Here is a 20298-nt window from a genome sequence, read left to right on the forward strand (position 1 = left end):
CCCCGTGTCGTGCGTCTTGGCGCAGCCCATCCGGCAAGCGCTACCGGCGCCAGCCACAGTGTTAGACTGCCGCGACGGTGAAGGCCTGCTTCATACTCCCGCCAGTTCGTCACCTTGAACTTCATCTTGCTGATGCGATGACGGCGGGCGGCGTTATGCTTATGCGGCATGGTGTGCGGATCAATCACGCCGGTTGCGATCGCAGACCCATAGGCGGAAATCGTTGAAATTCGATCCCTGCACCAATGCTAGTGATCGACGCTATCCCATAAATCATGGTTGCACCTCCAATATCTGTATTTATTGAGCTCTTGGAAAAGAGGCGGCGCTTCATGAGAAACTCTGCGATGATACTCGCCAAGCGAAGTCGAAATCTTTCTCAATGGCCGGGCCAAAGCCACCCTTCACGAGCGAACATGCGCGACGCGCCGGTGCTACGGCACTTGCACAACGCCGCCGTTGCCCCTCACATCCGAGCGCCGCAATTTCGGGTGCCCGAACAATTCAATGAACCCGTTTCCGGAAATTGAGACGTCCGCATCGACTTGGGCCGTGACCTGCACTTTGCCATTACCGTGAATCTCGATTTGCGCTGATTGGGCGGTCAGGCTTTTCAGCTCAGCGTCGCCCGAGCCAGAGATGTTCAATCCGACCGTCTCGGCGGTACCAGATGCAACGACGCTCCCGCTTCCTCGAATGTTCAGTTGTAGTTCGCGCTGGTCGATTTGCGCCATTGAAAGATCGACATTGCCGCGCAGCTTCCAATGTGTGATCGCCGGCCCGGTCAAGGAAACCACCAGTCGGGGCGTCGACCAGCCCGGATCACAATCCAAACCCAGCCTGCCGCCTTCCATCCGCACATGGTCGAGAAGAGTGGGATCGCCGCTGACGATTGCCTCTGCCATGTTCCCCGGCTGGTAGCGGACCGAAGCCGGCAGATCGATCGCCAGACTGTCGCTGGTGATGAAGGGGAGCGTAATCTGCTGCCTGGTGGATGCGGTGGATGCGCAGGTGGACGGCATCGCACCCCACAATTGCCTTGCGTCACCCCAATCTCGCCCAGAAAGACCGACTCCCAGCGCCAGAAAGACGACTGCACCGATCAATCCCACTGTCGCGACGGATGCCAATTTTCCAGTCATTTTCCGTTTCCTTCAATGTGACATCATGCATCGCTCAACCGCGGTCCTGATCCAGTTGAGCCAGGCGGAAATGCAGCCGGGCATAGTGGCCGAGCATTCGTATGCCCGCGCCCAAACCCATTAACAGCAAAGCGCCGCCACCCAGGAGGCAACTCACAAGTCCGGCGCCGATGAGCAAGCGCGCCAATATTCCGGTCATTGGTCCGCCAAAGTGGAACAGCAATGTCATGAGGATGATCTTCGCACCGACCGCGCCGATGGCCGCCAGCGCGATCGCCAGGCCGAGCGCAATGAAAATCACCACGATGAGCAGCGGCAGCAAGAAAACGATGTCGACGATCGCAAGGCCGGCGAGTGCCATCGCGGCCGCCAGCAGATTTGACACGCTCCAATGGGCCTCGAAACGCCGCAGCCCTAACTCGGCTCGCAGTTCCCTGGCAATCCTGGCCGGGTCGCCCAAAGCAGCCGCAACGTCCTGCTCGCTGCGGCCGGAGGCATCGGATTCGGCGAAATGGGCGGCGTAGTCGGCGACGATATCCTCGATCTCTTGAGGCGGCAGACCGGCGAGTCCCAGTCTCAGCGTGCGCAAGAAGGCGTCCCTGGTCATGGCAAATCCTCAAGAAGTTTATCGACGGCGCCCGCAAAGAAGAGCCAGTCGCGGCGATGAGCTTCGAAAATCGTCCCACCGAGCGGCGTGAGCCGGTAATATTTGCGGGGCGGTCCGTTGCTCGACTCGACGATGCGGGTGGCGACTAGACCGTCATTCTGCATCCGGCGCATCAGAGGATAGATCGTGCCTTCCCCCATGCCGACGGCGGCAACGAGGGTGCTGGCGATTTCATAGCCATAGCTCTCGCCCCGCGACAATACGGCCAGGACGCATAGATCAAGCGCGCCTTTTCGCAATTGAACTTGGATCGAGTCAGTCATGGCAGGCCTCGGGTTTACACTACGCATATAACAAGCTATCTGCTTATACAAGATAGTGGATCGGCTTTCTGAGACGGCCCCTGCGCAATGCTGATGCAATCGTGGTCGTTCATGGCCAGCTCACATTGCGATGGGGGCCAGACCGACCTGACAGGTGCGTATTTCTCGTTAAACGGAGCGACTACAATGATCCGCCTGAGTTTCATCCTTGCCGCCCTCCTCTGCCTTACGGCCTCACTGGCGCATGCCGCCGGTTTCCAACTCATCGACGTTCCGGCCGATGGGCCACACCCGGCGTTGAAGGGAGGGATCTGGTATCCGTGTGCACAGCCAACAAGCGAAGTGAAGCTTGGCCCTTTCGTTACATCCGTCGCCAAGGATTGCCCGATCACGGGCGAGAAGCTGCCGCTTGTCGTCATCTCGCATGGCAGGGTCGGCACCTTTCTCGGTCATCTTGATATCGCCGAGATCTTGGCCGATGCCGGCTTCGTCGTGGTCGCCATCAACCATCCCGGTGACAATGCGGTGGACAAGAGCCGTACTGACGACTTCTCGGTCTTTATCGAGCGGCCGGCCGACGTCAGGCGAGCAATCGATTTCATGCTTGGCCCGTGGCCGGACGCAGGAAAGATCGACAATGGGCGCATTGGCATGTTTGGCTTCTCGCGAGGCGGATATACCGGGCTCGTCGCAATTGGTGCCAACCCGTATTTTGGCAAGCGCCTGAGGTTATGCGATGGCAAGGACAGCGCACTGTGTGGTCAAGTTCACAAGGGAGAGCTCCCGGAACTCGCCCATGATCCTCGCATCAAAGCTGCCGTGATCGCCGACCCGCTCAGCGTTTTCTTCACGGAGGACAGCTTCAAGAATGTAAAGGTACCCGTGCAGCTATGGGGCTCCGAGCGCGGTGGCGATGGCGTAACGCAGGAAAGCGTTGCCGGCATAGCCAACGAGCTGCCAATGAAGCCCGAATTTCATGCCGTGCCCAATTCCCAACATTTCGACTTTCTGCCTCCCTGCCCGGCCGAACTGGCCAAGTCTGCGCCTGCAATCTGCGCCGACGAACCCGGTTTCGATCGCGCCGAATTCCACAAGGAATTCGATGCTGAAGTGCTCGCTTTCTTCCGCAAGAATTTGGTGGACGTGCAGCAACCCTAGTTGGAGCGCGTGGCTGTCCTGCACCATTTGGCTCCCAAGCCCTTTACTCATTTGCGTGATCGGCTGCGCTCGGGGGATGTCTGGGTCGAGGGCAGCCGTTCGTTTCGGCCAATCGATGAACATCTGATGCCGAAGCCGGCCTTTGTTGCCCTGAAGGAGGAAGACAAGCTCGGCCTCGGAGTCCAGAGCGACGGCGCGGCATGGCTGGCGGAAATCGGACAAATGATGGACTTCAACCTGAAGCGGCTGGCCTGGCGTGCCCGCTATGGAAAGCTTGAGGGGGTGAGGATAGAAAACGGCACCCTGATCGTGACACCGCGGGTGAGCGACATTTCCGCCGCGGCCGACTCCCTCAATGCCGAAATCAGCGACATGTATCCTCCGGTCGAAGTCCCCGATCTGCTGCGGGAAGTGCATGAATGGACGGGTTTCGCTGATCAGTTCACCCATGTCCGGACGGGAGATGCGCCGCAGAACATCTCCGCAATGCTGGCCGGTGTGCTTGCCGATGGCACAAATCTCGGCCCGAAACGCATGGGCGGGAGCCTCGAAAGGCATCAGCGCCCATCAGATCGGATGGATGCGGAGTTTCCACGCCCGGTCCGAAACCTATAGAGCCGCGCAAGCCAGCGTCACTGACGCGCATACGCGCCATCCGCATTCACAGCTTTGGGGAGACGGAACGACCGCGTCATCCGACGGTCAGTTCTTCCGGGCCAGCGACCGCGCCGCCAAGCTTGGCGATATCAATCTGCACTATGGCAGTGAGCCGGGGACGAAATTCTACAGCGCCCTTTCGGATCAATATGGCTACTTCAGCATTCTGCCGATCAGCCCGACCGAGAGCGAAGCCGTCTATGTTCTCGACGGCCTGTTCGATCATGACACGATCCTGGAGATCGAGGAGCTGTTTACCGATACCGGTGGCGCCAGCGATCATGTCTTTGCGCTGTTCGCCCTGATCGGCAAGCGTTTTGCGCCTCGGCTTCGCAACATCAAGGACCGGAAATTCCATACCTTCGAGAAGGCCGACGCCTATCCCGGGCTGGCCAACCATATCGGAGCCCCGATCAATACCGCCCTCATTCTGGAACACCGGGACGATCTTCTGCGCCTGGCCGCGTCGATTACGACGCGCACCGTCTCTCCCTCAACGATCCTTAAAAGGTTGTCTGCCTCATCAAAATCCAGCGACCTGGCCAAAGCGCTCCGCGAAATTGGCCGCATCGAACGCACGCTCTTCATGATCGAGTGGTATTCGAGCGCGCCATTGCGCCGGCGCTGCCAAGCCGGTCTCAACAAGGGCGAAGCCGCCCACAAGCTCAAGCGCGCTGTCTTCTTTCATGAGCGCGGTGAAATCCGCGATCGCTCCTTTGACAGTCAGGCATTCCGTGCCTCCGGCCTCAACCTGGTCGTTAGCGCTATTGTGCACTGGAACACCGTCTATCTCGGCCGGGCCACGGCGCATCTGCGCCAGCTTGGCAGGAACATTGACAACGATCTGCTCAGGCACGTCTCGCCGCTCGGTTGGGAGCATATAAACCTTACCGGCATCTATTCCTGGGACACCGAGCAGCAGATGGCCGAAGGCTTCAGACCCTTGCGACTTCCCGGAAAAATCCCACGGGCCGCATGATGCTCATCATATGTTCGACGTTAGCGCAGGATTTTGAACTGTTCTTGTTCCGCCCCCTTTAGCCACAGGCGGGGCAAATCCTTCCTCGTGGCCACACCATCGCCTCAAGCAGGCACCGACACTGATCTTCGTCGGAAAAGGCCTGCGTCAGGTCCGACACCGTCGTAATCCGCGATAAGATCGTCAAAACGTCGTCTGCCATTTGTACCTCCATCGGGATCCGTAGAATCTAACAAATGATCAGCAATATCAACATCATTATGCCTTTGGGTGATAAAGGCGCCGTATGATTTTGAGCAGTTCTTGTTCTGGCCCCTACTTGCAATTGCTGCGACCGGCCGGACAAACTGGCCGAGCGGCCCACTCGCTCAAACGCGTTTTCCCGGCGAAAGATTCGTTAAGCGCAGAAATTTGCGACAAGCCCGGGCCATGCCATGCAACCCACATGCGTTGCGCCACCCAACGTGCGCTAGGCGGTGTAGCCGTCGCTCATCAATATGCTGCAGACTTCGGGTGGAAAGCGATGTCGGCGATAGAGTGGATCACGGTCTGTCATGAACCTTCATCGCAGATCGAATTCCACATTCGTTAAGTTAACGATCCCCGTCTGAGATATCCGGACGGTCAGCAATACGATGGAACTGGGTCTTCGCCATCTCAAAGACGGGAACGGAATAGATGTCTGTCATTTCGAAAACTCAGTTGAGACTTCTTATTAAGCAGGCGGCGTTGGGTGGATGAAGGGCCAGGGGCTTGCTTCTGATCCCTTCTCGATCGGCACTTCGATAAGAACGGGAGCGTTCAGTTGGAGAGCCTCGCTGACGACCGATTTTAGCTCATCCGGGGAGGTCACACGATACGTTTTCACGCCAAAACTCTCGCCCAGTTTTACAAAATCAGGATTGCTAAGGTCTGAGCCAATGTACCGACCAGAATAGGCTTGCTTCTGATCACGCAACACGTTTCCGTAGGCATTGTTGTTGAACACGATCGCGACGACTGCGATGTTATGCTGCACGGCTGTAGCCAGCTCCTGTACACCAAACATGAAGCCACCATCGCCCGAGACGGAAACGACTGCTTTGTCTGGATTACCGACCTTGACTCCAAGCGCGGTATTAAACCCGAAACCAAGATTGTCCTGATAGCCACACGTCACATACTGTCGAGGGCCGTAGACAGGAAAAGCAAAACGGGCGGTGAAGCCCATCTGGCTGACTTCTTCAACAAAGAACCCGTCACGCGGCAATGCCTCTCTGATCGCGTTCAAATAATCGACCTGAGGCTGAACGGCGGAGAACCTCTCTTTAGCGTTGCGGTTCAGTTCCGCGAACTCATCAGTTCGCGCAGCTTTGTCCGGTGTGCCCAGGGCGATGGTCAAAGCCGCGGTTCCAGCCTTTGCATCTGCCAGGATACCAACATCAGGCTTCAACCGGACCATCTCGGTTGGATCGATATCGATCCGGATCACCTTAAGGCCCTTGGGAAGCCACTTCCACCGCATGAATTCGAGCTCAAGACGGCTGCCAATCCCGATGAGGACATCGGTATCTTTCCAGTAATCGAACGCGGCGACAAAATTGAGATAGTTCGGGTCGTCGTCGCTTACAATGCCTTTTCCAGATCGATGGGACGTAATCGGCGCATTAAGCGCTTTGGCCAATTCGGCAACTTCCGCACCCGCATCAACCGCGCCGCCGCCGACCATAATAAGGGGGTTCTTGGCGTTTGCCAGGATAGCAGCAGCGGCCTGAATACTGTCAGGATTGACCTGCGGGTCCTCGGCGCGTCTGGTTTCAGGAAGGTCAAGCTCCGGGCCGGTCATTCCAAAGACATCCCACGGCGCCTCGACCGCCCCGGGTCCCTGACGTCCGGAGAGCATTTTCCCGATCACCTCAGCCATGACCGTGCCCGTCTGGGACTGATGATCAATCCGCTCTGCGACCTTAGTGATCCCACGCATAGTCGCCAGTTGGTCGGGCAGCTCGTGGAGCTGGCCCCGACCCTGACCGATCAAATGCGACATGATATTGCCCGTCAAACACAAGACCGGGGAATTCGCTCCATAGGCAGTGCATAGGGCGGCGCCGGAATTGAGCACACCTGGACCGGGCACAACCGTATAGGCGCCGATGCGCCCAGTGGACTTCGCGTACCCGTATGCCATGTAGCCCGCACCCTGCTCGTGGCGGGTATGAATGAAACGGATCTCGTTGCGCTTTTCATAAAGAGCATCGTTGAAGTCATACATATGGGCGCCGGGAATGCCGAAAACAGTGTCGACACCGTTGTCGACAAGCGAACGAGCTATGGCCTGCCCTGTGGTCTCTTTGTTGTTCATAATGATGTCCAAACCTGGTTTTTGGGGATGCTCAGGCCGCCGAGCGGGTGCTCAGCGTGCCTTCTGCCGACAGAGCCGTGACGATCGCGCCAGCATCGGAGGGCTGCATCCCCGCCAAATTCATTCGACCTGAATCGGCCATGTAGATCCCATGTTTGTGGCGCAATGCGATTGCCGTGTCTTTCGACATCGCCAGGTTCGAGAAGAGTCCTCGCTGGTATGCGATAAAGCTGAGTTGCGGATGGGCAGCCGCGAGCGCGGCGCGGTTACCGTTGACCCGGGCGCACATTTCGACCAGCTCCTGCTTCCAGATTTCGGTTAGCTCCGTGCTCTCCAGAATCACGCGTACGACTGCAGCGCCGTGGTCTGGGGGCATCGACCAGTTGACACGTGCCAACGAAGCCGTGTTGCCATCGGCGATTTTAAGCTTGTCTGCATTGCGGCTCACAAGGTAAAGGGCACCAACGCGCTCCCGATAAAGCCCGAAATTCTTGTCACAGGAGTAGGCGACAAGCGCTTCGTCTACTGCCTCGAGGATAAGGCGGGTTGGTTCTGCGTCCGCTTCGAGGCCGTCCCCCAGGCCCTGGTATGCGAGATCGATGAAGGGGAGAAGCTTGCGCTCTACGAGCCGTGCAGCGATCTGCTTCCATTGATCGAAATCAAAATCAATGCCAGTGGGGTTGTGGCAGCAGCCGTGTAGCAGGATCACATCACCAGCCTCAGCCGCGTCGAGGGCCTTCAGAACACGATAGAAGTCAATTTGCTGCTTGGAAAGATCGACAAAATGATAGTTTTTGACGGTCAAGCGCGCTGACTCGAAAATTGGAGCATGATTCGGCCAGCTAGGTGTGCCAAGCCAGACTTTCGCACCGGGCGCGGCAGAGGCGATGAGCTCAGCGCCCAGTCGCAAAGCGCCGCTTCCGCCTGGCGTCTGAATGCCCACAACCTTGCCAGCATCATAATTTGCACCGAAAATAATCGGTTTCAGGAGATTGATGAAATTCAGGTCCCCTTCAGGCCCGAGATAACGCTTGCTGTCCTGTGTCTCGAGCAGCTGCTTTTCAGCGAGCTTAACGGCCTGCATGACCGGTGTTCGACCCTTTTCGTCTCTGTAGACGCCGACGCCGAGATCGACTTTGTAGCTTCTTGGATCGGCCTGAAACGCTTTGATGAGCGCAAGAAGGCTGTCGGCCGGTTGCGCGGTGAGTTTCTCAAACATGTTGTCTACCTCCTAAGATCGTGGCTTAAGCGTACAGGGGCTTTAGTGAGGTAAGTTTGCAATTTTCAGCGGATGACGGTACTGTCATGCATGAAAGTCACCAGAATTCCGAGAAATATGCAGATAGTTTGACATGACTTCAAAGCTACATGCTCTAGATCAGTTCGATGTCCGTCTTCTAGCGGCTATTCAAAGAAATGCTGAGCTGACACAGACTGAACTGTCGCAAATCGTCAATCTGTCAGCGGCTCAATGCTCGCGGCGGCTTGACCGGCTCAGAAGCGAAGGTCTGATTCAAAACGTTGTGGCGATTTTGAACCCGGGAAAACTCGGTTTTTCCGTTGTCGCGCACACGTTGGTCAGCCTTCGGTCCCACACAGAGGAAGGGAATGCTCAACTGCACCGCTTCATAGAAACGGCGCCCGAGATTCTGGAATGCTATTCCCAGACTGGCGATGCGGATTTCCTGATGAAGATCGTGGCCAGCGACCTTGACCACCTCAGCATCTTTTTGGAACGTATGATCAAGGCCACAGGTGGATTGGCGTCAGTCACCTCCAGCATCGTCCTGCGAACTCTGAAGAAAAGCACTGAGCTGCCGTTGCAGATTATTTAGACCTGGGGACAACTACAACGACAGAAACAGGCTGTCTGCTACCTTCGATATCGCTGCGCGGTCAGCAATTGCGATAACTAAACAGAAACCTCCTGTGCTGAGATTGGCGCGAGCGAGCAGGTGAAGCCAAGCTTTGCGATTTGTCGGACGAGATGGTTGGCCTGATCCTCGGGTGTTGCCCGACGGAAGTGGTCGGGGCCGAGATCGTGGTAGAATGTGCCGTCGCGGAGCATTGGTGCAGGGATCGAATTTCAACGATTTCCGCCTATGGGTCTGCGATCGCAACCGGCGTGATTGATCCGCACACCATGCCGCATGAGCATAACGCCGCCCGCCGTCATCGCATCAGCAAGATGAAGTTCAAGGTGACGAACTGGCGGGAGTATGAAGCAGGCCTTCGCCGTCGCGGCAGTCTGACACTGTGGCTGGCGCCGGAAGCGCTTGCCGGATGGGCTGCGCCAAGACGCACGACACGTGGTGGCCAGCCGCGCCATTCGGATCTCGCCATCGAGGCCACCTTGACGCTTGGCATGGCGTTTGGGTTACCGCTCCGCCAGGGCGAAGGATTACTGGGCTCGGTGCTTAAGCTGATGGGATTGGAGCTTCCCGTGCCCGACCACACAACCCTCAGCCGGCGGGCAAGAACCTGGAGGCCAGTGTCAAGCATCCGGTTGAGAATGGTAACACCGATGGCAACTTCTACTGATCCCTGCACCAACGCCGTGCGAAATCGTACGCTAAGGGCGAGACGAGGCGGATAGTATCTCCCGCACGCAATCCTGCCAGCTTCGGTTTCCCTGAGCGTGGGCTTAAATTATTTGGCATAGCTGCGCTGCGCTGATCAGAACCCATCTCGGCGAATCCTCGTATGATGTGCCGATGATTACTGGCCGCCGCATCGGCGTCAATGACCTCTGACCAAGACACCTCTAAAGCAACAGTCGGCTGTTTTGGGTGTGGCTATAGCGCCGCTCTTATTCGTCGCCGTAATTTGCTGGCAAATGCTGCTCGACCTCCATCGAGTCGTGCAACACCCGACCAATGCCGATGAGGTCGGCATGGGCAAATCGGAAAAGAAGTAGATGGCGCGGCTGACGAACTATGCCGCTCTCATGCCTCGCACGTTCTCGGCTATGCCGCAGATGGTAGCTGCAAACATGATCGCCCAGTCGGGTCGCTCGATAGTTCCGATGCGTTGGGGTTCAGCGGCAACGTCCCGCATTGCGGTTACCAAAAGCCGCTCGTATCTAAGTCGCGCGAGTTCTCCGAATTTGTCCTGCGTCCAGGCAAGCATATCGAGGATGTCGGCTTGCGCCGACGTGGAAATACGAAATGCGGGCATGGTTACCGGGACATATTCTTGACGCGCTGGCCAGCTTGCCGTCCGAGCCCACTGATAAACCCTTCGAGTTCGTCGTCATTCACATCGGCGAAGCGGCCGCCTTCGATATCCGAGAACCCAACGCGAGCCGCTTCGCGCAAAGCTTCCAGCTTGACGACGTCAAGGGCATCGCGCTGCTCGACCAGCCGCAAGCCGTCGCGAAGAACCTCACTCGCGTTCTGATAGCGGCCTGACTTTACCAACTTGTCGATCACTGCTTCGTGGTACTCGGTGAGGACAACGTTTCGTGTCGGCATTTTCGATTCTCCGGTCATCTGATGTCCAAATGCTCTTCTATCACCATATGGCATATTATGCCATATGGCCGACACTTCAAGGAGAGACGGTCGGATTTGAGAGCCGTAGCGCCAATCAAGGCTTAAGTTTCGACGGCCAACGCCTTCCGGGGCCGGAAGCCTCGCCAATGCTGCCAAATTGAAAAATCAAGAAATTCTGTCAACCGCGGGGTCTGATGTCATTCATCTAAAAATGAATCTTAGGTGGGGTGTTGGTTTCCACGCGGAACTGAGCCGGCTATGGAGTGAACCTGTGGTCCAGCCGCAAGGGTCCACTCCAGCGTATGGTTACTTTCACTCCATCGCGACGACGACAGTCAACCTAGCCGCCGTTCAACTGTAGAGTCATCTCCACCATCGTCGCCTCAAAACCCGCAGCAGTGAACATGTGTTGGGCGGCAGCGTTCCGATGCGCCGTGGACAGAACGATCTGGGTTGCCCCGCGCCCTGAAAGCTCGTCGACGGCGGCGGTCAGAAGCGCTCGTCCCGCTCCCCGCCGTCGATAGGCATCGTCTACGTAGATGTCATGGATTACTCCGGCGGGACCGCGCAGAGACATGTAATCCGGCCCCTCGATACCGGCGAACGCGTAGCCGACCACCGCACCGTCTAATTCCGCGACGAGAACGAGCACCTCCGGCCGGTCGAGCTGGCTTTTGAGATAGCTCGCGTACATCACAGGTGTATGCGAACTTGCCGGGATGAACCGGAAGCGGTCCCAATCATGGTGCATCGATATGAGCAGGGCGCCGTATTGTCCAAGGACGTCGATGTCCGCTTCCGTCGCAGCGCGTATCGTCAATTCGCTTTTGAAGTTAGGTTCCGAGCTCATCTCTCTCTGCCAATGCCACCGTTAGCTACGATAACGAAGTGTGTCGACCAGGATCGAAAAAGCGGCCGAAGGTTGCCGTCTGCTCGGGTAATAGAGGTGGTAGCCGGCGAACGGCGGACACCAGTCTTCCAGCACCCGGACCAGCCGTCCGCTGGCGACGTCGTCGGCGACATGGTCTTCCATCACAAACCCGAGTCCGAAGCCGTCGAGGGCGGCCCGCATGATCATGTTCGTGTTGTTGAAGGCAAGCTGGCCGTCGACACGAACACGAAGCTCGCGCTCGCCTTTCTCCAGCTCCCACGCATAGAGCCCTCCTCCGCTTAGCATCCGAAGATTGATGCATCTGTGTGCGGCGAGATCTTGAGGCGTGTTCGGCGCCGGGTGATCCGCGAGGTACGCGGGCGAGCCGACAATCGCCATGCGCAAGTCCGGACCGATTCGAACCGCGATCATGTCCTTCGCCAGCGCCTCGCCCAGACGCACCCCCGCATCGAAGCGTTCAGACACGATATCCGTCAGACTTGAGTCGGTGACGATTTCGACATTGATTTCGGGGTAGCCCGGCAAAAGCTTACGCAGCACCGGCCAGAGCACGGTCGTGGCCGCGTGCTCGGACGTGGTAATGCGGATGTTGCCCGCCGGGCGCTCGCGCAGTTCGCCGAGCGATGCCAGCTCCGTGCCTATGCTGTCCAAAGCGGGTCTCAGCGTGCCAAGCAGTCGTTCGCCCGCCTCAGTCGGCGCAACGTTGCGCGTCGTCCGTGTCAGGAGACGGACGCCAAGACGAGCTTCGAGGCGACGGATCGTGTGACTGAGGGCGGACTGTGAAGTACCGAGCCTCGCGGCTGCACGCGTGAAGTTCTGCTCTTCGGCGACCGTCATGAACGCGTTGAGATCGACCAATTCCTCGCGCCTCATTCATGAACTCCTAGTATCGATGGCGGTGGATTGCCCAGTTTGAAGCAGGCAATTGAACTGAGGTCAACTTTTGGATGGCGGCAACCAGGCGAGGCTTGCGAAACTGCCAAGTCCAGCGACGGCCACCACGATGGCGAGGGGCGAAGGCGTGCCATCGGCAAAGGTGCTGACAGCCGCCGATCCCAGGATTCCGCATCCATAGTGGAGTGCGCCGGCGAGCGCTGAAACCGATCCTGCCCGCTCTGGGAAATCTTGCAGCGCGCCACCGATGGAGTTGGCGACGATGAGGCCCGACCACCCGACGAACACGAAGAGCGGGATCGCCAGACCTGCCAGCCCGCCCCACCCCGTGTACCCGGTAATCGCGAGCACCACGCCGCAGACTGCCGCGCCCCCCGCTCCGAACTGAAGCAGCCGACGACTCCCGAAGCGCGTCACACACCTTGCGTTGAAGACGTTCGCAAGCATGATGCCGACGATACCGAGCGCAAAAAGCACCCCATAGAGCCGCGGCGGGACATGGTAGTATTCGATGAATGCGAACGGGGTGCCGGCGATGTAGGCGTAGACGCCCGCGTAGAAGAAACCGCCGACCGCCGCGAAGCCGACAAGGCGTCTATCCGTCAGCAAGCGACCGTAACCGCGTAGCGCGGACAGGATCGAATCCTTTCTGCGCCTTTCGCTTGGTAGGGTCTCGGGGATCGTGAACAGCGCCACAAGGGTCGCAATCCCCACGATGACCAGCAGCCAGAAGATCGCGCGCCAACCGGCAATCACGAGGATCTGGCCGCCGACGATCGGTCCCAGAAGAGGCGCCACCGCCATGACCGTGATGAGCGTCGAAAGCATCTGCGCGGCTCGGCTTCCCTCGTAGAGGTCCCGCACCATAGCCCGCGACAGGACGACGCCAGAACATGCGCCGACTGCCTGAACGATGCGCCAGCAGATCATTTCGGTCGAGGTCCCCGACATGGCGCATCCGGCGGATCCCAGAATGAACAAAAGAAGTCCCCCCGCGACTGGCAGACGGCGGCCATACCTGTCCCCGAGTGGTCCCCACAGAAGCTGCCCAAGACTGAATCCTATCAGGAAGCCCGATACCGTGAGTTCCATCGATCCGGCATCGGCATGCAGGTTGCCCGCCATGGCCGGCATGGCAGGAAGATAGAGGTCGGTCGAGATCGACGCGAACCCCATCAAGGCGCTCAGGACAGCCAGCACCCTGAGCCGAGGCGGTATCTTCTCAACGGCGACATCAGCCGCGAAGGCAGGCGCGGCTTGGGCGAGATCTTGTGACATGGAATAGCTTTCAAAGGAGGAAGTCGCCTCTCGGCGCCTTCAAGAAGATCAGAGACCGGTGGTCTTCATCAGCTGTTCGGGGTAGCGCTCGCCTTCGACCTGGATCTTGGCGGCGGCCTCGTTGAGCTCGGCGATTTCGGTCGGCGTCAGTTCGACGTCGGCGGCGGCGAGGTTTTCTTCCAGACGATGGAGCTTCGTCGTCCCAGGGATCGGGACGATCCACGGTTTTTTCGCCAGCAGCCAGGCGAGTGCGATCTGGGCGGGCGTCGCCTTCTTCTCGTCGCCAACGCGACGGATCAGGTCGACAAGCGCCTGGTTCTTCTCCATGGCTTCGGGCGTGAAGCGGGGCAGCAGCTTGCGGAAGTCGTTCTCGGCGATCTTGCTGTCCTTGCCCATCGCTCCGGTCAGGAAGCCCTTGCCGAGCGGGCTGTAAGCGACGAGGCCAATGCCCAACTCTTCGCATGCCTGAAGGATGCCGTTCGTTTCCGGACCCCGCGTCCAGAGCGAGTATTCGTTTTGAAGCGCCGTGACCGGCTGAACAGCATGGGCCCTCCGGACGGTCTGCGCGCCGGCCTCAGAGAGGCCGAAATATTTCACCTTGCCTTCGGCGATCAGATCCTTGACCGTTCCGGCGACGTCCTCGATCGGAACGTGGGGATCGACGCGGTGCTGGTAGAAGAGATCGATGACGTCTATGCCGAGTCGCTTCAACGATGCATCGGCGACCTTTTTGATCTGCTCCGGCCGGCTGTTGGTCCCAGCCATCTTACCGTCCTGGATATTGAAGCCGAATTTCGTCGCGATGACGACCTGATCGCGAACCGGGCGCAGCGCCTCGCCGACGATCTCCTCGTTGGTATAGGGGCCATAGACTTCGGCGGTGTCGAAGAAGGTGATGCCGCGGTCGACGGCATCGCGCACGAGCTTGATGCTCTCTTCGTTGTCGAGCGCGTGCCCGTAGGAGAAATTCAGGCCCATGCAGCCGAAACCCAGCGCGCTGACTTCCAGCCCTTGTCCGAGAATTCTCTTCTTCATGATCGGTACCTCTTTCATTTCGATGGGGAGACCATACGCCCATGGCCTCCAAGCGATTAGCCCGTTAGATCGGCATGGGGTCATGAACTGAATTCATGAGTAATCCGCCGATCTAACGCCGATTAACCCTAGGCCTCGTGCCCCGTGCCGCGGCTACCCACGATCTCGATCTCCTCGAGAGATGTTGCAAATTCCTCGGTCCGGCTGCTGTCAGCACAAGTTCGGCTGCGCAAGCTTCTCCTGAAGCCGGTGCAGCTCGGTCGTGCCGGGAATGGGAAAGATCGCCGGGTCCTGAGCCAGAAGCCAGGCAGCGGGCCAGCGCCACCTGAGCAGGCGTCGCCTGTTTGCGTGCCGAGATGTCCTTCACCAGCTCTACCAGCGCCATATTCGCCTGCATGACCGGTGCGGAAGCGGGCAGCACAGACGACTTCATCTCGTGCGGATATATGAATTCAGAACATAAGCGCATGCCATCGAGGCCGTCTAATCAGATCAATCCGCTCGCGCTATCTTTCGTTTCAGCTACGAAGGATCGCTCGAATGAAGCAGTTGAAGACGTTGGTGATCGGGGCGACGGGAAGTGTCGGACGACTTGTCGTCACGGAAGCGTTGACCAGAGGGCATAGCGTTCGTGCACTGATCCGTAACACCTCCCGCGCCACTCGCCTGCCTGCTGTAGAAGTCGTGGTCGGCGATGTGACGAAACCCGAGACGCTTGCGCCCGCCCTCGAAGGCGTCGACGCCGTCGTCCTGACGGTCAACGCCGACGGACAGGGCAGGCAAGCGGCAGAGGCGGTCTACTACCGCGGCGTCCGTGACCTCATCGCAGCGATCGGGCGACGTCCCATCAAGATAGCGCTGATGACAACGATCGGGGTCACGGAGCGCCGCGGCAGCTACAATCGATCGAACGAAGGACACGACTGGAAACGCCGCGCCGAACGGCTCCTGCGCCGAAGCGGTCTCGAATACACTATCATCAGACCCGGCTGGTTCGACTACAACGACGCAGACCAGCACCTGCTCGTCCTTCTGCAGGGCGACCGCCGCCATGCCGGAACGCCTGAGGACGGCGCAATCGCCCGGAAACAGATCGCCGAACTCCTGGTCGCCAGTCTCACGTCGGAGGCGGCGAACAGGAAGACGTTCGAGCTGGTGGCGGAAAGCGGTCCCGCCCAGGCGGACTTCGATCCACTCTTCGCGGCCCTGAAACAGGATCCGGACAACGCACTCGACGCCGTTCTCGACCTCGACAACATGCCGCTCGATCAGGAACCCGACCGCATCAGGCGCAATCTCGAAACCGCAGGGCACCTGTCTCACGAAAGGATAACTCAATGACAAGCGTGACAGTCGTCATCGGCGTCGGCTCTATTGGACAGGCGATCGCCCGGCGGGTCAGCTCAGGCAAGCATGTCTTGCTCGCCGACCTTAAAAAAGAAAATGCCGATACTGCCGCCAAGGTCTTCAGCGAGGCGGGATTCGAAGTCAGTACGACCGTCGTCGACATCTCCTCCAGAGAGTCCGTCCATGCTCTCGTCGAAGCCGCGACCACGATCGGAGACGTGACCGGCGTCGTACATGCCGCCGGCGTTTCTCCGTCCCAGGCGCCGCCTGCCGTAATCTTGAAGGTGGACCTGTACGGCACCGCCGCGATCCTCGAGGAGTTCGGCAACGTCATCGCGCCTGGCGGGTCTTGCGTCGTAATTGCCTCGATGTCCGGCCATCGTCTTGCGGCTCTGACCGCCCAACAGGATCGATTGCTCGCCACCACGCCTGCCGACGCGCTTCTGGATCTTGAGATGCTGCAGCCGGACAAGGTCACCGATCCGCTCAATGCCTACCAGATCTCCAAACGCGCCAACGCGCTGCGGGTGAAGGCGGAATCCGTCCGTTGGGGCAAGCGCGGCGCTCGGGTCAATACAATGAGCCCAGGCATCGTCATGACGCCGCTTGCAAAGGACGAACTGACCGGTCCGCGAGGCGAGGGCTACCGCCGCATGATCGATCTGTCTCCAGTTGGACGTGCTGGAACGCCTGATGAAATCGCCGCACTCGCCGCGCTGCTGATGGGTCCGGAAGGCGCGTTCATCACTGGCAGCGACTTCCTGATCGATGGCGGCGTGACCGCCTCGTATTTCTACGGCGAGCTCCAGCCCAAGTGACGGCGGACATCTCCTGCCAACTCTTACCTCTTTTCTAAAGGACACTGACAATGCTTGGAACAGTTCTCTACGGGCCGGGCGACGTACGCTGCGAGGAAGTCGCCGAGCCGAAGATCCTCAAGCCAACCGACGCCATCATCAAGCTGGCCGCGAGCTGCATCTGCGGCTCCGACCTTTGGCCCTTCCGCGGTGCGAACAACACCAGCGAACCCAAAGCGATGGGCCATGAATACTGCGGCGTCGTCGTGGAGGTTGGCAGCGACGTCAAGACGGTGAAGCCGGGTCAGTTCGTCGTCGGCTCTTTCTGCCTTTCCGATAACACCTGCCCGCATTGTCGCTTCGGCTTCCAGTCGTCCTGCGAGCAGCGCGAGTTCATGGTCGGTGCGCAGGCTCCTTACGCCCGTGTTCCTCTCGCGGATGGCACGCTTGTTGCCACGGCCGAGATACCGTCCGACGACCTGATCCCATCTCTGCTGGCAGTCTCTGATGTGCTTGGCACCGGCTGGTACGCTGCCGACGCCGCCGGCGTACAGGAGGGGTCGACCGCCGTCGTCGTCGGTGACGGCGCCGTCGGCCTGATGGGCGTGTTGGCTGCAAAGCGAATGGGTGCAGCCCGCGTTATCACCATGAGCCGCCACAAAAGCCGCCAGGATCTTGCGCTGGAATTCGGCGCGACCGACATCGTCTCCGAACGCGGCGACGCTGGCGTCGCCCGCATCAAGGAGATGACCAACGGCGTCGGTGCGGATTCCGTTCTGGAGTGCGTCGGCCTACAGGAATCGATGAGCCAGGCAATCAACTGCGCCCGTCCGGGCGGCAAGATCGGCTTCGTCGGCGTACCGCATGGCGTAACCTTCGACGGCCAGAACCTGTTCTTCCAGCAGAAAAGCCTGCTGGGCGGCCCTGCCCCGGTTCGGCGTTACCTGCCTTATCTGATGGATCTCGTTCTCAACTGCGAGATCAATCCGGGCAAGGTCTTCGACCTTGAAATCCCGCTTGCCGACGTCGCCGAGGGCTACCGCGCCATGGATGAGCGTCGCGCCATAAAGACGCTGCTTCGCGTCTAACGACGAACGGGCCGCCTATAAGGCGGTCCTTTCGCTTTCGACACAGATGAAATGGAGTAGTCCCATGAAGAAGATCGCAGCCACGATCGCCGCGTCCGCCATTGCCGCAACCGGCGTTGAAGCCGGAGACCGCCGTCCGCGCGTAGCCCCTCCCGCAGTCTACGAAATTGCGCCGGGGCTCGGCGTCTTCACCGATGACGTGTTGTTCGGCGAAGTCTGGGAGCGCAAGGAGCTTTCACCCCGCGACCGGAGCCTGGTGACAGTTGCGACGCTCGTTGCAACGGGCAGGATTGCCCAGACCGGCAGTCATGTCCGCAGGGCACTCGACAACGGCGTGAAGCCGGAGGAGATTGGCGAGCTGATCACGCAACTCGCCTTCTACACGGGCTGGCCGAATGCGATGTCGGCCGTGACCGAGACGAAGAAGGTCTTCGAGGAACGTGGAATAGGCCCGGTCTCCAACAGCGAGGCAACCCGCATCGAACTTAAGGCCGCAGCCGAGGCGGCGCGATCCGCCACGGTCGACGCCAACGTTGCACCGACGGCGCCGGCACTTGCCGACCTTACGAACCGCGTGCTGTTCGGCGATCTGTGGCAGCGTCCCGACCTATCGGCTCGCGACCGCAGCCTGATCACGATGACCGCCCTGATAGCGATCGGCCAGCCGGAGCAGCTTCCGTTCCATGCCAACCGGGCGATGGACAACGGGCTTACTTCCTCCGACGCATCGGAAGTCGTCACGCATGTTGCGTTCTATGCCGGCTGGCCGCGCGCCATGTCCGCCGTCCCAGTCCTGAAGAAAGTGCTCGAAACCAGGGTTTCGGCCGAGAAGACCCCGGACGCTCCGACCAAGGTCAGGGTGACGCGCGCCGGAGAAGGCAAGGCGACCGCTCCGGAACAGTACTTCACAGGGGACGTCGAGACGTCAGGCTTCTACAAGAGCGACGCGCCTGCTCGGATCGGAGGCGCGACGGTTTCGTTTTCGGCGGGCGCCCGTACGGCCTGGCATACCCATCCGCTCGGGCAGACCCTGTTCATCGTCTCCGGGAAAGGCTGGGTTCAAAGGGAAGGCGGCCCGGTCGAGACCTTTGGTCCCGGTGACGTCGCCTGGATCCCGCCTCACGTGAAGCACTGGCACGGTGCCACGAAGGACGAGGCGATGAGCCATTTCGCGGTCGCCGAGGCGCTGGAGGGCAGCACCGTGACCTGGATGGAGAAGGTTTCCGACGAAGACTACTCGAAGGCCAGCCGGATCGATTGATCCGGATCCACCCGCACGAGGAACCGGAATGCGGTGGCGCTTCATTTTCGAGAATCGAGGCCGAGTCTCGCGGTTCAGCGCGCTGGTGGCGTGCTGCTGGAAGCAGTGGAAGAATATCAGAAGGTAGAAGGCGGCCTAATCAGCCACTTCTTCCCTGTCGCGCCAGGTGAAATGTGAGGTTCGTTTCGAGATAAGCCATCTTCCGTCCTGACGGACGTATTCGTCGTTGTAGGTGACACCGCTGGTATTCTTGATCTTCTTGCCGTTCTCGTTGGCAATCAGAACGACCTGGCAGTACGAGATGCCTGTTGCGGTATCGCCTTGCAATTCAACCGTCTGCTGGCCGTTGATGTGATAGACGGTTTCGAAAAGAGCGAGATAGCGGGCAAAGGCATCGCCGATCTCCTTGCGTCCATTGAATGTCGCGCCGGCCTTATCCCCGGAATAGCTGGAGACCGTCGCATCTTCTGTGAACAGCAAGACCTGCGTTGCGACATCCTTCTTGTCCGCCAGGATGGAGAACGTATCGACGAAGGTCTTCAACGCCGCTCTGTCTTCTAGCGCCCGCAGCCTCTGTTCAATCGTAGGAGTCGTCATCGTCTGTGCCTGTATCGATAGAGGTGAGAGGATCGGCGCAAGCGCCAATGATATTCCGGTCTGCAGATTTCGTCTTGGTCTTCGATTTCGGTCTGGCTGATGAGCATGATATTCGGTCAAGCTGGTCTCCATGGGTGTGATCGCCGACGCCGGCTATTCGCGCATGCCCGCGAGCGCTCACAGTCGGTCTGCGGTGCGGTGTCCAGCCACGTCGAGACCGCTTCCAAGGTCCGCTTCTCCTGGTCGGCTTCCATCGAGAACCCAGGGCGGACGACCGCCTTGGGCGCATGGGCTTCTACAACGCTGATGCTGTTCCCCAGTCTGTAACCTCCGTGGGCGAGGAGGCGAAGCGGCGAACGCCCTAACCTGTGAAACGGCTAATCCTGCAGTAGCCATAGACATTGCCTT

The 20298-nt window shown here is 59.2% G+C and carries 19 protein-coding genes and 4 pseudogenes; 8 read left to right on the forward strand and 15 right to left on the reverse strand.

Translation table 11 applies throughout. The annotated features are described in order from the left end of the window. The 4 genes and pseudogenes from AB4Z52_RS32140 to AB4Z52_RS32155 all read right to left on the reverse strand — a co-directional run. Window positions 1-170, reverse strand: a pseudogene (locus tag AB4Z52_RS32140) (IS5/IS1182 family transposase); the annotation flags it as partial. Between the two features lie 264 nt (window positions 171-434). Further along, window positions 435-1142, reverse strand: a complete 708-nt coding sequence (locus tag AB4Z52_RS32145; RefSeq protein WP_442221916.1) for a GIN domain-containing protein — start codon at window positions 1140-1142, stop codon at window positions 435-437. A 34-nt stretch (window positions 1143-1176) separates the two neighbouring features. Beyond that, window positions 1177-1749 carry a DUF1700 domain-containing protein gene (locus tag AB4Z52_RS32150; protein WP_442221917.1) on the reverse strand — a complete coding sequence of 191 codons (573 nt, stop codon included), beginning with the start codon at window positions 1747-1749 and terminating at the stop codon, window positions 1177-1179. Continuing rightward, the gene (locus tag AB4Z52_RS32155) at window positions 1746-2072 is read right to left on the reverse strand and encodes a PadR family transcriptional regulator (RefSeq protein WP_442221918.1); all 327 of its coding nucleotides are present in this window, start codon (window positions 2070-2072) and stop codon (window positions 1746-1748) included. Before AB4Z52_RS32155 ends, AB4Z52_RS32150 begins: the two co-directional genes overlap by 4 nt. 186 nt (window positions 2073-2258) lie before the next feature. Between AB4Z52_RS32155 and AB4Z52_RS32160 the strand changes: the two genes are divergently transcribed. Next, on the forward strand, window positions 2259-3230 hold the full coding sequence (locus AB4Z52_RS32160) for an alpha/beta hydrolase family protein (RefSeq protein ID WP_442221919.1): 972 nt from the start codon (window positions 2259-2261) through the stop codon (window positions 3228-3230). Window positions 3231-3281: 51 nt separating this feature from the next. Further along, window positions 3282-4866: pseudogene (locus AB4Z52_RS32165) on the forward strand (Tn3 family transposase); the annotation flags it as partial. Window positions 4867-4924: 58 nt separating this feature from the next. On the opposite strand, the gene AB4Z52_RS32170 reads toward AB4Z52_RS32165, so the two are convergent. From AB4Z52_RS32170 to AB4Z52_RS32180, 3 genes are all read right to left on the reverse strand, one after another. Further along, window positions 4925-5080: a transposase gene (locus AB4Z52_RS32170; RefSeq protein ID WP_442221920.1), complete on the reverse strand. Its 156-nt coding sequence runs from the start codon at window positions 5078-5080 to the stop codon at window positions 4925-4927. A gap of 501 nt (window positions 5081-5581) precedes the next feature. Beyond that, window positions 5582-7207: a thiamine pyrophosphate-dependent enzyme gene (locus AB4Z52_RS32175; protein WP_442221921.1), complete on the reverse strand. Its 1626-nt coding sequence runs from the start codon at window positions 7205-7207 to the stop codon at window positions 5582-5584. 31 nt (window positions 7208-7238) lie between these two features. Continuing rightward, complete coding sequence (locus tag AB4Z52_RS32180; protein WP_442221922.1) at window positions 7239-8426, reverse strand: amino acid aminotransferase; 1188 nt, start codon at window positions 8424-8426, stop codon at window positions 7239-7241. 133 nt (window positions 8427-8559) lie between these two features. On the opposite strand from AB4Z52_RS32180, the gene AB4Z52_RS32185 reads away from it, so the two are divergent. After that, a complete protein-coding gene (locus AB4Z52_RS32185; protein WP_442221923.1) occupies window positions 8560-9042 on the forward strand; it encodes an Lrp/AsnC family transcriptional regulator in 483 nt (160 codons plus the stop codon). 308 nt (window positions 9043-9350) lie between these two features. Further along, window positions 9351-9695: pseudogene (locus AB4Z52_RS32190) on the forward strand (transposase); the annotation flags it as partial. A 446-nt stretch (window positions 9696-10141) separates the two neighbouring features. Here the strand turns inward: AB4Z52_RS32190 and AB4Z52_RS32195 are convergent. The 7 genes and pseudogenes from AB4Z52_RS32195 to AB4Z52_RS32225 all read right to left on the reverse strand — a co-directional run. Continuing rightward, a complete protein-coding gene (locus tag AB4Z52_RS32195) occupies window positions 10142-10384 on the reverse strand; it encodes a hypothetical protein (protein WP_442221924.1) in 243 nt (80 codons plus the stop codon). Window positions 10385-10386: 2 nt separating this feature from the next. Beyond that, window positions 10387-10680 carry a type II toxin-antitoxin system ParD family antitoxin gene (locus AB4Z52_RS32200; RefSeq protein ID WP_442221925.1) on the reverse strand — a complete coding sequence of 98 codons (294 nt, stop codon included), beginning with the start codon at window positions 10678-10680 and terminating at the stop codon, window positions 10387-10389. A 361-nt stretch (window positions 10681-11041) separates the two neighbouring features. Next, complete coding sequence (locus tag AB4Z52_RS32205; RefSeq protein ID WP_442221926.1) at window positions 11042-11551, reverse strand: GNAT family N-acetyltransferase; 510 nt, start codon at window positions 11549-11551, stop codon at window positions 11042-11044. A 21-nt stretch (window positions 11552-11572) separates the two neighbouring features. Then, on the reverse strand, window positions 11573-12466 hold the full coding sequence (locus tag AB4Z52_RS32210; protein WP_442221927.1) for a LysR family transcriptional regulator: 894 nt from the start codon (window positions 12464-12466) through the stop codon (window positions 11573-11575). A 63-nt stretch (window positions 12467-12529) separates the two neighbouring features. Continuing rightward, on the reverse strand, window positions 12530-13765 hold the full coding sequence (locus AB4Z52_RS32215; RefSeq protein WP_442221928.1) for a multidrug effflux MFS transporter: 1236 nt from the start codon (window positions 13763-13765) through the stop codon (window positions 12530-12532). Window positions 13766-13813: 48 nt separating this feature from the next. After that, on the reverse strand, window positions 13814-14800 hold the full coding sequence (locus AB4Z52_RS32220; RefSeq protein WP_442221929.1) for an aldo/keto reductase: 987 nt from the start codon (window positions 14798-14800) through the stop codon (window positions 13814-13816). A gap of 231 nt (window positions 14801-15031) precedes the next feature. Next, window positions 15032-15191, reverse strand: a pseudogene (locus tag AB4Z52_RS32225) (aldo/keto reductase); the annotation flags it as partial. 149 nt (window positions 15192-15340) lie between these two features. On the opposite strand from AB4Z52_RS32225, the gene AB4Z52_RS32230 reads away from it, so the two are divergent. From AB4Z52_RS32230 to AB4Z52_RS32245, 4 genes are all read left to right on the forward strand, one after another. Beyond that, the gene (locus AB4Z52_RS32230) at window positions 15341-16141 is read left to right on the forward strand and encodes an SDR family oxidoreductase (RefSeq protein ID WP_442221930.1); all 801 of its coding nucleotides are present in this window, start codon (window positions 15341-15343) and stop codon (window positions 16139-16141) included. Then, window positions 16138-16965 (forward strand): SDR family oxidoreductase, encoded by an 828-nt coding sequence (locus tag AB4Z52_RS32235; RefSeq protein ID WP_442221931.1) that lies wholly within the window; start codon window positions 16138-16140, stop codon window positions 16963-16965. Before AB4Z52_RS32230 ends, AB4Z52_RS32235 begins: the two co-directional genes overlap by 4 nt. A 50-nt stretch (window positions 16966-17015) precedes the next feature. Next, window positions 17016-18032, forward strand: a complete 1017-nt coding sequence (locus AB4Z52_RS32240; RefSeq protein WP_442221932.1) for a zinc-dependent alcohol dehydrogenase family protein — start codon at window positions 17016-17018, stop codon at window positions 18030-18032. 64 nt (window positions 18033-18096) lie between these two features. Next, on the forward strand, window positions 18097-19293 hold the full coding sequence (locus AB4Z52_RS32245) for a (R)-mandelonitrile lyase (protein ID WP_442221933.1): 1197 nt from the start codon (window positions 18097-18099) through the stop codon (window positions 19291-19293). A 135-nt stretch (window positions 19294-19428) separates the two neighbouring features. Here AB4Z52_RS32245 and AB4Z52_RS32250 read toward each other — a convergent pair whose 3' ends face one another. Continuing rightward, a complete protein-coding gene (locus tag AB4Z52_RS32250; protein WP_442221934.1) occupies window positions 19429-19890 on the reverse strand; it encodes a nuclear transport factor 2 family protein in 462 nt (153 codons plus the stop codon). Between the last annotated feature and the right edge of the window lie 408 nt (window positions 19891-20298).

It is taken from the genome of Rhizobium sp. 2YAF20, from assembly GCF_052114685.1.
Classification (GTDB): domain Bacteria; phylum Pseudomonadota; class Alphaproteobacteria; order Rhizobiales; family Rhizobiaceae; genus Rhizobium.